Origin of the sequence: Psychrobacillus sp. NPDC093200, from assembly GCF_050280345.1 — a bacterium.
Lineage (GTDB): Bacteria > Bacillota > Bacilli > Bacillales_A > Planococcaceae > Psychrobacillus > Psychrobacillus faecigallinarum.
On the sequence record NZ_JBNNVC010000003.1, the window covers coordinates 15,204 to 27,985 of the forward strand.

The 12,782-nt window shown below is 36.6% G+C and carries 14 protein-coding genes; 9 read left to right on the forward strand and 5 right to left on the reverse strand.

The window, feature by feature from the left end; genetic code table 11:
- Window positions 1-3: 3 nt before the first annotated feature.
- Both ACQKNZ_RS13590 and ACQKNZ_RS13595 read right to left on the reverse strand, forming a co-directional pair.
- The gene (locus ACQKNZ_RS13590) at window positions 4-231 is read right to left on the reverse strand and encodes a hypothetical protein (RefSeq protein WP_144538608.1); all 228 of its coding nucleotides are present in this window, start codon (window positions 229-231) and stop codon (window positions 4-6) included.
- Between the two features lie 18 nt (window positions 232-249).
- Window positions 250-996, reverse strand: coding sequence for a peptidylprolyl isomerase (locus ACQKNZ_RS13595; protein ID WP_427660186.1), 747 nt, complete (start codon window positions 994-996; stop codon window positions 250-252).
- A gap of 135 nt (window positions 997-1,131) precedes the next feature.
- On the opposite strand from ACQKNZ_RS13595, the gene ACQKNZ_RS13600 reads away from it, so the two are divergent.
- Both ACQKNZ_RS13600 and ACQKNZ_RS13605 read left to right on the forward strand, forming a co-directional pair.
- Complete coding sequence (locus ACQKNZ_RS13600) at window positions 1,132-2,367, forward strand: MFS transporter (protein WP_427660188.1); 1,236 nt, start codon at window positions 1,132-1,134, stop codon at window positions 2,365-2,367.
- Window positions 2,368-2,521: 154 nt separating this feature from the next.
- Window positions 2,522-4,381 (forward strand): transglycosylase domain-containing protein, encoded by a 1,860-nt coding sequence (locus ACQKNZ_RS13605; protein ID WP_144538611.1) that lies wholly within the window; start codon window positions 2,522-2,524, stop codon window positions 4,379-4,381.
- A gap of 172 nt (window positions 4,382-4,553) precedes the next feature.
- On the opposite strand, the gene ACQKNZ_RS13610 is transcribed toward ACQKNZ_RS13605, so the two are convergent.
- Both ACQKNZ_RS13610 and ACQKNZ_RS13615 read right to left on the reverse strand, forming a co-directional pair.
- Window positions 4,554-5,141: a TetR/AcrR family transcriptional regulator gene (locus ACQKNZ_RS13610; RefSeq protein WP_154310229.1), complete on the reverse strand. Its 588-nt coding sequence runs from the start codon at window positions 5,139-5,141 to the stop codon at window positions 4,554-4,556.
- Window positions 5,142-5,275: 134 nt separating this feature from the next.
- Window positions 5,276-5,836, reverse strand: a complete 561-nt coding sequence (locus ACQKNZ_RS13615; RefSeq protein WP_151113351.1) for a DUF5366 family protein — start codon at window positions 5,834-5,836, stop codon at window positions 5,276-5,278.
- Between the two features lie 300 nt (window positions 5,837-6,136).
- On the opposite strand from ACQKNZ_RS13615, the gene ACQKNZ_RS13620 reads away from it, so the two are divergent.
- From ACQKNZ_RS13620 to mnhG, 7 genes are read left to right on the forward strand one after another with little or no spacing between them, the layout of a single operon-like run.
- A complete protein-coding gene (locus ACQKNZ_RS13620) occupies window positions 6,137-8,569 on the forward strand; it encodes a Na+/H+ antiporter subunit A (protein WP_151113349.1) in 2,433 nt (810 codons plus the stop codon).
- Complete coding sequence (locus ACQKNZ_RS13625) at window positions 8,556-8,978, forward strand: Na(+)/H(+) antiporter subunit B (protein WP_144538615.1); 423 nt, start codon at window positions 8,556-8,558, stop codon at window positions 8,976-8,978. Before ACQKNZ_RS13620 ends, ACQKNZ_RS13625 begins: the two co-directional genes overlap by 14 nt.
- Complete coding sequence (locus ACQKNZ_RS13630; RefSeq protein WP_144538616.1) at window positions 8,978-9,319, forward strand: Na(+)/H(+) antiporter subunit C; 342 nt, start codon at window positions 8,978-8,980, stop codon at window positions 9,317-9,319. Before ACQKNZ_RS13625 ends, ACQKNZ_RS13630 begins: the two co-directional genes overlap by 1 nt.
- 22 nt (window positions 9,320-9,341) lie before the next feature.
- On the forward strand, window positions 9,342-10,802 hold the full coding sequence (locus ACQKNZ_RS13635) for a Na+/H+ antiporter subunit D (protein WP_427660517.1): 1,461 nt from the start codon (window positions 9,342-9,344) through the stop codon (window positions 10,800-10,802).
- A gap of 1 nt (window position 10,803) precedes the next feature.
- Window positions 10,804-11,283: a Na+/H+ antiporter subunit E gene (locus ACQKNZ_RS13640; protein WP_144538618.1), complete on the forward strand. Its 480-nt coding sequence runs from the start codon at window positions 10,804-10,806 to the stop codon at window positions 11,281-11,283.
- On the forward strand, window positions 11,280-11,561 hold the full coding sequence (locus ACQKNZ_RS13645; RefSeq protein ID WP_144538619.1) for a Na(+)/H(+) antiporter subunit F1: 282 nt from the start codon (window positions 11,280-11,282) through the stop codon (window positions 11,559-11,561). Before ACQKNZ_RS13640 ends, ACQKNZ_RS13645 begins: the two co-directional genes overlap by 4 nt.
- On the forward strand, window positions 11,545-11,916 hold the full coding sequence (mnhG, locus tag ACQKNZ_RS13650) for a monovalent cation/H(+) antiporter subunit G (protein ID WP_151113345.1): 372 nt from the start codon (window positions 11,545-11,547) through the stop codon (window positions 11,914-11,916). The genes ACQKNZ_RS13645 and mnhG overlap by 17 nt, the downstream gene beginning before the upstream one ends.
- A gap of 598 nt (window positions 11,917-12,514) precedes the next feature.
- Here mnhG and ACQKNZ_RS13655 read toward each other — a convergent pair.
- On the reverse strand, window positions 12,515-12,763 hold the full coding sequence (locus tag ACQKNZ_RS13655; RefSeq protein ID WP_144538621.1) for a hypothetical protein: 249 nt from the start codon (window positions 12,761-12,763) through the stop codon (window positions 12,515-12,517).
- Window positions 12,764-12,782: the final 19 nt, after the last annotated feature.

Sequence of the window (12,782 nt, forward strand, 5' to 3'; positions counted from 1 at the left end):
CCTTCACTCAGAAGGTACCTTCTTTTCCATTTCTTCTTTTCTTGCTTGTAATACTCGTTCTTCTATTTCTTTCGCTTTTGCAGCGTCTCTAGCGGATTTCTTTTTAAACCAACGGAATAATAGCACACATAGAATAAATACTATTATAAACTCTAATACTACTGGTATATATTCGGTTTTATCCTCTGGAAAGTATAAATACAAAAAGCCTAATGAAAGAAAGTTTAACATAGTCTACACTTCCTAACTTTATTTTTGGATAACTTCTATAGACTGAATAAGGACATCTTCTACTGGTTTATCGTTTGCACCAGTTTCTACTTTAGCTATTTCATCGACTACATCCATACCTTCAATAACCTGTCCAAACACCGTATGTTTTTGATCTAAATGCGGTGTTCCGCCATTTTGTTCGTAAGCCTTAATAATTTCCTCCGGCCATCCGCCTTTTCTAAGCTGTTCAACGATTCCTTCTTGTAGAGGAGCTTGAACGATAAAAAACTGACTTCCGTTAGTGTTCGGCTGACCCGTGATCGCCATAGAAAGTGCACCTTTTAAATTGAATAGATTATTAGCAAATTCATCCTCGAATGATTCACCATAAATGCTTTCTCCTCCTGCTCCTGTCCCAGTAGGATCTCCGGTTTGAATCATAAAGTTTTCGATGACCCGATGGAAAATAACGCCTTCATAATATCCTTCTTCTGCTTTAGTTAAAAAGTTTTCCACTGTTTTTGGTGCTTCTTCTGGGAATAGTTTGATTTTTATCGTTCCTAAAGAAGTGTTCATTTGGACTAAAGCTTCATTTTCAGCCACTTCTGTTGAAAGTTGCGGATATGTGATTATTTCTCCCTCTTGTTGGGTATCAGTAGTAACAGCAGTTTCTTGTTCTGCTGTCTCTTTAGTAGCGTCTTTTTCTTTATCGGATGAGTCGCTTCCACAAGCTGTTATAAAAAGTAGTGTAAATAAATTCAATAAAATTATTTTTTTCAACATAATCACCCCAAAACAGTTTAACATAACTAAAAGTAGTTTTCAGTGACAAAGTTTCTAACAATCAACTTTCTTAGTCACCCGAAATGTTTTATACTAAAAGACAGTAGTATGCGACAAGAGAAAGAAGGGATTCCGATGAGCATACAAAAAAGAAATTTTATAATCATGTGGTTTTCTATTTTTCTTGTATCCAGTACGATGACAATGATCATGCCTTTCCTTTCATTGTATATTAATACAATGGGTGACTTTACAGACGCCTATGTCCAAAAATGGGCAGGCCTTGTTTTTGGAGCAACCTTTGTATCAGCACTTATTATGTCGCCTATTTGGGGAAGAATCGCAGACAAGTATGGCTACAAACCAATCCTTGTCATAAATGGTTTTGGTATTGCCATAAGTGTCTTTTTAATGGGCTTTATCAACTCAGTCGAGGCATTTTTTGTCCTACGTTTATTCATGGGAGTAGTTACCGGCTTTATCCCTACCTCTTTAGCATTTATCAGCTCTCAAACACCAAAAGAAGTTGCTGGTAAAACAATGGGGACGTTACAAATGGGAAGTGTGTCTGGTACGTTATTCGGTCCTGTAATAGGTGGGTTTATGGCTGATACGTTTGGATTTCAATATACGTTCGTCATTACAGCAACTGCTGTATCTATAGCCGCATTCATGGTTATTTTAGGAATTAGAGAGATGCGACGAGTAAAACCCAAGGATGAGCATGAATATTCAAGAAAGATTGTTGTATCCGGTATTTTTCATCACCGATTGATGTTGAACGTGCTGATGATTAGTTCCCTTATTCAAATTGGGCTTTTTAGTATTCAGCCTCTTCTTTCTTTATACGTCTCTCACTTAACCGATTCAAAAGAAGTTGCATTATTGGCAGGAATTACCTTCAGTGCGACAGGTGTAGGAAGTCTGTTATTTGCGAGAATATGGGGTAAGCTAGGAGATTCCATTGGATACGAAAAAGTTTTGTCTACTCTCTTACTAATTGCTTTTATATTTATCGTTCCACAAGCTTTTGTTACAGAGCTGTGGCAACTGATGGTGCTCCGCTTCCTATTTGGTATTGCATCCGGTGGTCTAATACCGATTACCACTGCCTTAATACGTCGGGAGGCGCCAATTGAAGTACAAGGCGAGTTAATGGGCTACAATACAAGCTTCCGATTCCTCGGTAATATCATTGGTCCAATGTTTGGGGGCTTTATTAGTGGTTTTATCGGTATTTCTTCGGTATTTTACGTTACTGGTGCCCTCTTCCTATTGGCATTCTTCATCATCTATTTCGCAAGTAAGAAACCAGTTCAAGATTTTGAAGAAGTGCTCCATGAAGAGGAACTCCATGCAAAAGCACACTGATTACCAAAAGACTTTCGAATTAATCGATTCGAAAGTCTTTTTTTGTAGCTTCCTGTAGATATTCACTAGGTGTTTACTTAGAAAAATTAGCACACTTTTCCAGCGAGATATGTGCTATTCTTTTATGGAGATAACTTGAACTGGAGTGCAAATTATGCGACAAGGTACTGGATTTATTATCATATTATTATGCTTTCCTCTCCTTTGGATTTTATATTCCTTTATCCATACTGAGGTGCTTTCAGCTGCTTCTTTTAATGATGACTTAGAACATTCTATTCAGCTTTCTAACCCTACAATAACTTCTCCAGTTGTCCTCTTAGATAAACAAGGTGAAATATTTTCTGAGGACTATGTGGAATGGAGAGAACCGATAGAGTTAGAAACTATTCCTCTATTTGTTCAGGAGCTATTTATACAGAGTGAGGATGTAGAATTTTATAATCATATTGGCTTTAATTTTACCGCAATCTTCCGAGCAGTTTTTGCAAATGCTTCTTCTCAGGAACGAGAACAAGGAGCTAGCACCATCACTCAGCAGCTAGTCCGCCTACGCTACTTGTCTACTGAAAAAACATATGAAAGAAAGCTAACAGAGTTGCTATATGCACATGAAATGGAAAAACAAACTACTAAAGAAGAAATACTAACTAATTATTTAAATGAGATTTACTTCAGCAACCAGGTATATGGAATTGGGGCAGCTGCCACCTTCTACTTCGGACGCCCAATAGAAGAATTGAGGGAATCAGAGCTTGCCTTTATCAGTGCTATCCCGAATAATCCAACCATTTATAATCCACTCACTAACTTTGAAGCTACTAAAAAGAGACAAGAGCTTCTAATAGATGTCATGGTCAAAAATGGACGGCTCACTGCCGAGAATGGAGAAAAAATAAAGAAGGAATCAATTGTTCTTTCGACGAAGTTAAAAAAACAACTATACCCTGCCTATAGCACGTTTGTTTTACATGAGCTTGAAAACCTTATAGCACACAACGAGGGATTTAAAGAAAGAATCGCTAACTCACAAAATGAACAGCAAAGGCAATTCCTAGAAAGTGAATTAAAAACCCGTGTCAATGAAGTAATCGCTGGAGGGATAACTATCTCTACAGCTTTGGATCAATCTAAACAAGATTATGATGAACGTTACATTAATAGCCTTTTAAGCAAAACTCCAGAATTACAAGCTGCGTCTGTAGTGATTAACAATGAATCTAGAGAAATTGTAAGTGTATATGGAGGTAAGGATTATAGGAAAATGGATTTTCATCGCGCCTATCAGGCAGTTCGACAACCTGGCTCTGCCTTTAAGCCCTTGCTAGTATACGCTCCATTATTTGAGACAACTACTTATACTCCTGCCAACTCTGTTAATGCAGGTAAGTTATGTATTGGATCCTATTGCCCACAAAATTACGGAGGAGTAGTATATGGAGATGTGACGATTCAAGATGCATTTCGTTTAAGCCATAATACCCCTGCTGTAAGATTATTGGATAAGGTCGGTATTGAAAATGCTTTTGCAAGGTTATCTCCTTTTCAATTTGAATATATACAAAAAGAGGATTATACGTATTCTGCCGCACTAGGAGGATTAACACATGGCGTTACGATAGCAGAAATGGCAGATGCTTATACAAGCTTCATCAACGGAACATATAAACCAGTGCATTCAATAAGAAAAGTTGAAGACAAGCAAGGAAATGTTCTGTATCGATGGGATGAGGATTTTCAAGAAGCTTGGTCGTATAAGACAGCCCAAACGATGAGAGGTTTACTTCAACAGGTGGTCACAAACGGGACTGGAAAAGGAATTCATATTAACTCTTCGTACGTGGGAGCTAAGACAGGCACTACAAATGAATATTATGATTATTGGCTAGCCGGCCTTACAGACACTTATACCTCTGCAGTATGGATTGGATACGATAAACCTAAAAACATGAAATCTATAGAGTCTAACAAAATCCATCATCGTATTTTTAATCAAATTATGAAAACAGATTGAGCTGGGATTTAAGTAGTTTCGTAACACGTAAAAAGAAAAATTGCGACATGCAATTTCACTTTTTGCGTGTTATTTTTGAATTCATCGCCATCGCTCCGTACAACGGCTAGGAAATAGTTTACGAAAAACGAAGCCCTGAATTCTCTAAGGGAGTTTTGTTGTCCCTGCCTAGTCAGATCATTTTGATAAACTTCAATATTTTCCTGTATAAATGTGCGAGTTCTTCAGGCGTTTCACGTTCGTTTTGAGAGAGCCAATGCTCAACCAGTCCTAAAATGGATGATGAAGCAAACGCCGAAAGATAATCTGTTGGAATAGAAGAATCTATGGAGGATAAATCAGTAGCGTAATAGTTATCTTCAAACTGTTCGATAAAGAAGCTTTTTAAGCGAAGATGAAAGCCCGACGTATTGTTTTTAGATAATAGAACAATAAATTGTTCTTTGTACATTTCAATGTATCTAAATACCTCCATAGAAAAACCAGCGACCTCTAATAGTTGTTCCTTCTCCAGGCTGTCTTTTTTATTAATATTCGCAATATGTACTCGAAGCCCATCAAGAAGCTCAATCTCGACTTTTTCTAATAAATCATATTTATCGAGATAATGTAGATAGAAGGTTCCACGGTTAATGGAAGCATTAACTGTTATGTCTTTAATCGATATTTTCACAAATTCTTTCTCTTTAAGTAACTTGAGAAATACATCTTGAATTTTCTTCTTTGTACGAGAATTCATCTCATCAAAAACGTTTCCCACCTTCCATTCACCCCTCTCATATATTTTCTAGGATTTCTCTAATATACTGCACCCCGAAAGCTAATATTAAGCTTCTACTAGCTAAATGACTGTCTATAGCTTGCACATCTTGTAATCTCCTGTGAGTTAATAGGCTATAGGAAAGGCAGACTCGCGATAATTCCGTTATACAGTTTGATGACTACATATATGACTAAAGCTAAGAATAAGCTCCATACGATAATTTCAAACATGATTAGTCCTAATGTTCCTATCATGGACATAGAGTTGCTTAGTTTGAATACAACATAAATAAAATAAATAAAAGCAGTAGCTAAAAATATAAGAAGAAGAATTTTAATTGATTGGAAGCCTACTGCTGAAATGATAGCACCTGCAAAAAAAATGACATACCCACCGCGCGCTTGTGCCATTGTTTTTCCTTCAAAATCCTTAGAAAAGAATAGCATTCCTAATTCGTGAATAGTTTCTGCAATCAATTTTAATGCAGAAAAGAGCATGAAATAAATAAGGGCAAAAATAATTAGCACAAATAATCTTATCTCAAAATCAGAAAGAAACTCTTTCATCCCGCTATACACGCCAATGACTTTAAACAGATCGATTGCTTTAAACATTGTATACGTGGAAAAGCTCAAGCTAAATAAAATAATGGTTATCAATGGCAAAAAGCCAAATACATAAGGGTTTTTCATGATCGTTCCTCTAATCTTGATAAATTTGATTCTATAGTTCATATCGGAGTAAATTGGCCTTTTACAAGAGTCTATCATATAGATTTAACTTTTAACGCTAGTTACTAATAATTGATTTATAAATCTTGGCATAAATAAGCCTAACTTTTACTTTTTGGAGGACAAATTTAAGCACCCCTTTATTTGATTAAAAATGCATTTACTTATATATAGGAAGGAAGTGATAAGCCATGCAAACACATATTATTTGGGGTATAATTTTATTATATACTTAAATATATTGTCGGAAGGAGGATCCCTATGTCCATGGTTTTTGCAATATTCTTGCCTATTATTTTAGCTGTTTTTATACCTTTTTTGTATAAAAGAGCAAAAAGTATCCATACTGGATGGTTTGTCTTGATTGCCCCTGTTCTTTTGGTAATCTTTTATGCAATGTATATCCCATCGGTAATGGATGGAGAAACTTTTATTAACGAAATGCCTTGGATTCCATCACTTGATATTTCACTCGTCTCGTACATAGATGGCCTTAGCTTACTTTTTTCGTTATTAATAACCGGGATAGGATCTCTAGTCGTTCTTTACTCTATCTTCTATTTAGATAAGGATAAAGAAAAGCTAGGTAACTTTTACGTATACTTATTAATTTTTATGACTGCCATGTTGGGAGTTGTACAATCTGACCACTTAATCGGACTGTATTTCTTTTGGGAGTTAACTTCCATTTCATCATTCTTGCTCATTGGTTACTGGTATACGCGAGATCGTTCGCGTTTTGGTGCATTGAAGTCAATGATGATTACCGTCTTTGGTGGCTTAATGATGCTTGGTGGATTCTTATTATTAGGAATTATGGGGGAAAGCTTCTCCATTCGTGAGTTAATCGCACAAGCATCCTCTATTGCAGAGCACGACTTGTTCATATGGGCGTTAGTATTGGTACTTCTAGGGGCCTTTACAAAATCTGCTCAGTTTCCCTTCTACATTTGGCTACCCGATGCGATGGAAGCTCCAACACCTGTTAGCGCATATTTACATTCAGCAACTATGGTTAAAGCAGGCCTATATTTAGTCGCAAGATTTACACCAATCTTTGCATTATCCGAGGTCTGGGTGTGGCTAGTAACAGGAGTCGGTATTCTCACTTTGTTCTGGGGATCTTTCTTCGCAGTAAAACAAACAGATTTGAAAGCAATTTTAGCCTTTTCAACGGTCAGCCAGCTTGGTTTGATCATGTCACTGCTTGGAATTGGTTCTATCGCCTATCATGTTACAGGCGATTTAGTGTCAACATATACAATTGCAACTTTTGCGGCAATATTCCATCTCCTAAACCATGCAACCTTTAAAGGTAGTTTGTTTATGATTGCTGGGATAGTTGATCATGAAACTGGTACACGAGATATCCGCAAGCTCGGTGGGTTAATGAGTTTAATGCCTATTAGCTTTACAATCGCAATGATCGGCAGTTTATCGATGGCTGGCGTACCGCTATTCAATGGCTTTTTGAGCAAAGAAATGTTTTTAGAAGCCACACTTTCCTTACAGCATTTTAACCTCTATGCAATGGATACTTGGTGGATTTTAATACCAGTAGTTGCATGGATTGCAAGCGTATTTACATTTGTATATAGCTTGTACTTTGTCTTACATACATTCCGAGGAAAGCACAAACCCGAGCTGCTTCCTAAAAAAGCACATGAAGCTCCAATTGGAATGCTCGTTTCACCAGGTATATTAGCAACATTAGTCATAGTTATTTTCTTTATACCAAATGTTTTTGGTAGTACTTTTATAAAGCCGGCAGTAGCTGCTATTCATCCAGGAGCCTATGCACTTCCTTCTGAGATAGGAGTCAAGATAAAAGCATGGCATGGATTTGATTCGCCCGCTCTATATATGACGTTAGGAATTTTCCTAGTCGGCTATCTTCTATATAAAACATTGCCAAAATGGAGTGTAGGTTATGAGAAGATGCCAGCTAAAGTTTCATTGAACGGTATTTATGATTGGTTAATGATGCTTTCAGAAGGTGGAGCTAATAGCGTTTCTTCTCTTTACATGAAGGGTTCTATTCGTTCTTACTTAATCTACATGTTCTCAGCTATTATCTTCCTGCTTGCTAGCACCATGTGGGTTAAGGATGCCTTTGTAATAGACTTTGATAATTTAGCACCTATCAAGTTCTTTGAAATACTTTTATCACTCATTGTTATTATTGGGACGATTACGATCCTAGTTACAAAATCCCGCCTTACAGCAATCATTGCTTTAGGAGCTGTAGGATATACTGTGGCTTTGTTCTACATCATTTTTAAAGCGCCTGATCTAGCTTTAACTCAGTTAGTAATAGAAACAGTTTCGGTTGCTCTATTCCTTGGAGCTTTTTATCACCTGCCAAAACTAAATAAGCACGAAAAAGGCAAGGAAGACCGTAAATTCCGTTTAACTAACTTTATCATTGCACTAGGTGTTGGAGTGATGGTTACATTAATAGCTATTTCCTCCCACTCTCAAAAATTAGTAACATCTATCTCTCAATACTATAAAGATACTGTATACACAGAAGCTGGCGGTGGAAATATTGTAAACGTTATCTTAGTTGATTATCGTGGATTTGATACTTTATTTGAAATCAGTGTACTAACTATTGCTTCTCTAGGCATCATAGGAATGATCACACTACGACTTGCTAAAAAGAAAGGAGATAGAAAAGTTGAAAACAAATGATTTAATTATTCAAACGACAACGAAAGTAGTCTTTTTCATCATCTTTCTATTCTCCATTCATATTTTTTTCGCAGGTCATTATACACCAGGAGGAGGATTTGTTGGTGGCCTATTAATGTCAAGTGCAATCGTCCTTCTTTTACTTGCATTCGATTTAAAAACAGTACAAGATATGCTACCTATAAACTATACGGTTGTAACAGCAATCGGGCTTATAATATCTTTAGCAACTGCAGCCGGGTCTATCTTTTTTAATGTTCCTTTCTTTACCCACGTATATGATTATTTCAATCTTCCCTTGTTAGGGAAAACGTCTATCCATACTGCAATGTTTTTTGATACCGGCGTATATCTTGTTGTAGTGGGAGTAACAATGACAATTATTCAAATGATAGGAGGAGATGAATAATGGAAATTATGATGTCCATTTTAATCGGCTTTCTATTTATGGCTGCAGTCTATTTAATCCTCTCTCGCAGCTTGCTTAGGATTATTATTGGAACGGGCTTACTGAGTCATGGGACACATTTGCTCCTACTAACCATGGGTGGACTTGGGGGAAAATCTGCTCCCGTATTAGCTGACGGAGTGACAGATTATGTCGATCCACTACCACAGGCTCTAATTTTAACCGCCATCGTTATTAGCTTTGGCGTAACGGCATTTTCACTTGTACTTGCCTATCGTACCTATAAAGAAGTCGGTACAGATAATATGGAACTTATGAAAGGAACTGAAGACAATGATTAACTTATTATTATTCCCAGTCCTCATCCCTTTCTTATTCGCTGCGGTTCTTTTATTATTTCCCAAGAAATTAAAAGCACAGCGAATAGTTACTATTATTGGATTGTTGTTAGCACTAGCATCTGCCTTTACATTGCTGTACAAAGTAAAGATAGATGGTGTACAAACCCTTACACTCGGGAGCTGGGCACCTCCATTTGGAATCACAATGGTTTCAGATATGTTCTCAGCGTTACTAGTAACTTCATCTCTAATCATTGCTCTATTTGTTGTATGGTATAGCTTTTCTTACATGGATGAAGCTAGAGAAAAATCATTTTACTATCCAGCTATTCTATTTATGTTAACAGGAGTCAATGGTGCTTTTACAACGGGAGATATATTTAACTTATTTGTATTTTTTGAAGTATTATTAATGTCTTCCTATGTATTGATTGTTTTAGGTGGAGAAAGAATACAATTAAAAGAATCTATTAAATACATAATAGTCAATATTGTCTCTTCATCCCTATTTGTAATTACAGTAGGATACTTGTATTCAGTAGTTGGAACATTAAATATGGCCGATATCTCAGTTAAATTGGCCGAGCTTGGTGAGGTAGGAATTGTAACTGTAATTGCTGTGTTGTTTTTAATTGTTTTTGGTATTAAGGGTGGTATTTTTCCTCTCTTCTTCTGGTTACCAGGTTCTTATGCAGCACCCCCAGTTCCAATACTAGCCCTGTTCGGTGCACTTCTCACTAAAGTTGGAGTGTATGCGATTATGCGGACATACACGTTATTCTTTACGACAGATGTAGGTTTCACGCATGAGTTGCTTATGATTCTCGCGATAATTACCATCGTCGTTGGGTGTATTGGCGCGTTGGCTTACTTTGATTTAAAACAAATTATTATTTATAACATCGTCATTGCAGTAGGAGTTATATTATTCGGTGCTTCTGTAATGAATGAAAATGGAATGATGGGTTCTGTATTTTATTTGATTCATGATATTTTGATAAAGGGAGCATTGTTCTTACTTATCGGTATTGTCATTAAAATTACAGGCACCTCCGATTTACGTAAAATGGGAGGTCTGATGAAAAAGTATCCTGTTTTAGCCTGGAGTTATTTGATTGCAGCATTTGGATTAGCTGGTATTCCACCCTTAAGTGGCTTCATCGGTAAAATGCTAATCGTACAAGGGGGCTTTGAAGGTGAATTACTCTGGCAGAGTGTTTTTATATTAGCTTCGAGTCTAATTGTCCTACTTTCGGCAATTCGAATTTTCATCTATGCTTTCTGGGGTGAGCCAAAAGGTGAATCTACTCTTTTAGGACCTAAATCATATCGACGACTGTTAACACCTACTATCGTTTTGGTAGCCATAACAGTATTCTATGGTGTTGGAGCAGAATTCTTAGTCCCATTTATGACGGATGCTTCTGATTTGTTGCTAGATCCTTCTATTTACGTCGATGCTGTATTTGAAGGGGTGAAATAATATGGCGTTTCAAATTTTGTTAAATGTTTTCATTGCCCTGACCTGGATGTTTTTATCGGTATCCTTTAAGCCTACTACCTTCATCGTGGGATATCTGCTAGGCTTACTAATGCTTTTCATACTAAGAAAATCCTTTAAATCACGGTTTTATATGGATCGAGTATGGGCGGTTATAAAATTGGCTGTCTTATTTTTAAAGGAGCTAATACTTTCTAACTTCTCGGTATTAAAGTTAATCGTAAAGCCTGAAATGCCCATCCGTCCTGCCATATTTGCCTTGGAAACGGTTTTAACCGAGGACTGGGAAATAACGTTGTTATCCAGCCTTATAACATTAACACCTGGTACGGTAGTTATTGATGTTTCGGATGACAATAAAACGTTATATATTCATTCTATTGAGTTTAGTAATATTGACGAAGCGGTTAACTCCATACGCGATACTTTTGAGAAAGCAATTTTGGAGGTGAGTAGATCATGATAACTTTTTTATGGGTGATTGTCGTGTTAATAAGCGCCGCTTTACTAGGCTTCTTATACCGACTTGTAAAGGGTCCGACTACTCCCGATCGCGTAATAGCCTTAGATGCAATTGGAGTGGGTCTAATCTCTTTAATTGGTCTAATATCAATTCTGTTTGATACTCCATTCTTCTTAGAGGTCATTCTATTGTTAGCTGTTCTTTCCTTTATAGGAACAGTAGCGTTTTCTAAATTCACGGAGAAGGGAGAAATCATTCAACGTGACCGTAATAGCTAATATATTTATCGTAGGTACTATTTCCTTTGGAACTATTTTTATCTTGGTTACTGCAATTGGCTTGTTCCGACTACCAGACGTCTATACAAGAGCACATGCAGCTTCCAAGAGTGCTACACTTGGGGTTATGAGCATTTTAATAGGTGTGTTTCTTCACTTTTGGTTAATCGAGGGGACGTTTAATTCTCGTATTTTGCTTGGCATTCTGTTTCTTTTCATCACTGGACCTGTAGGTGGACACATGATGGGAAGAGCTGCCTATTACTCTGGTGTGGAATGCTGCGACCTCACAGTTCGAGATGATTTAGAAGAGGTAGTGGAAGAAAAAAGAAAGAACATGAAAATCAAAGTTTGATGCTAATTTACTTTAGTGTGTAGGCAGAGTGTTTTATCACTTTGTCTACACTTTTTTATTGGAAAACTAATATCAAATGTCATTCGTACTTAAAATAACTGACACATTAGACAGGATTGCGTTTTTCAAAAGAAAATGGTTAGTTTTCTTCACTTACAATGAAAGGAATGAAGTACGATTAGGTCAAATAAAAAATTAGGTAAACATCTCAATATAAAAATTAATAATCGCAAAGTGAAAATTCTAAATTACAAAAGAAGCAGTCATTTTGACGAATATAAAAATCAAGAGATATTTACCATTGAATTAATAACGAAAATTTATAATGAAGTGCTAGATAACAAAGCTGTAAAAATAGAACTCAATGAAAAAGAAATTATAAATGCTGAATGGATATTATGTTTTAGACAGCCAAATATATATAGATTTACTTATAAGATAATTAATACAATATCGGTGAATAAATCAAACGGGGAATGCCAAAAAAATTGCATTCGATATTCTTCAGAAGGAAAATCAATATCAAAATTTAACAGAACCAAATTTTAAAAAAGCTATTACCTTCCCTGATATATCAAGGAATGGCAATAGCTCTTTTTTAGTAGTACGGGTAATACGGTGTAAAATTGTTGTAGTAAGGATACGGTTGGTATGGATATGGCTGATAAGGATAAGGTTGTCTGGCACCAAAGCCAACAATGGAAGAACCTAAAAGACCTCCTACAAAGCCTCCTAATAATGGCGCTCCAAAACCACCGAAACCTCCACCAAATCCACCATAGCCTCCATAGCCTCCTGGGCCACCCGGACCTCTACCTCCATAACCACCGCGTTGATATCTAGGCATAATGTTCCTCCTTTCAACA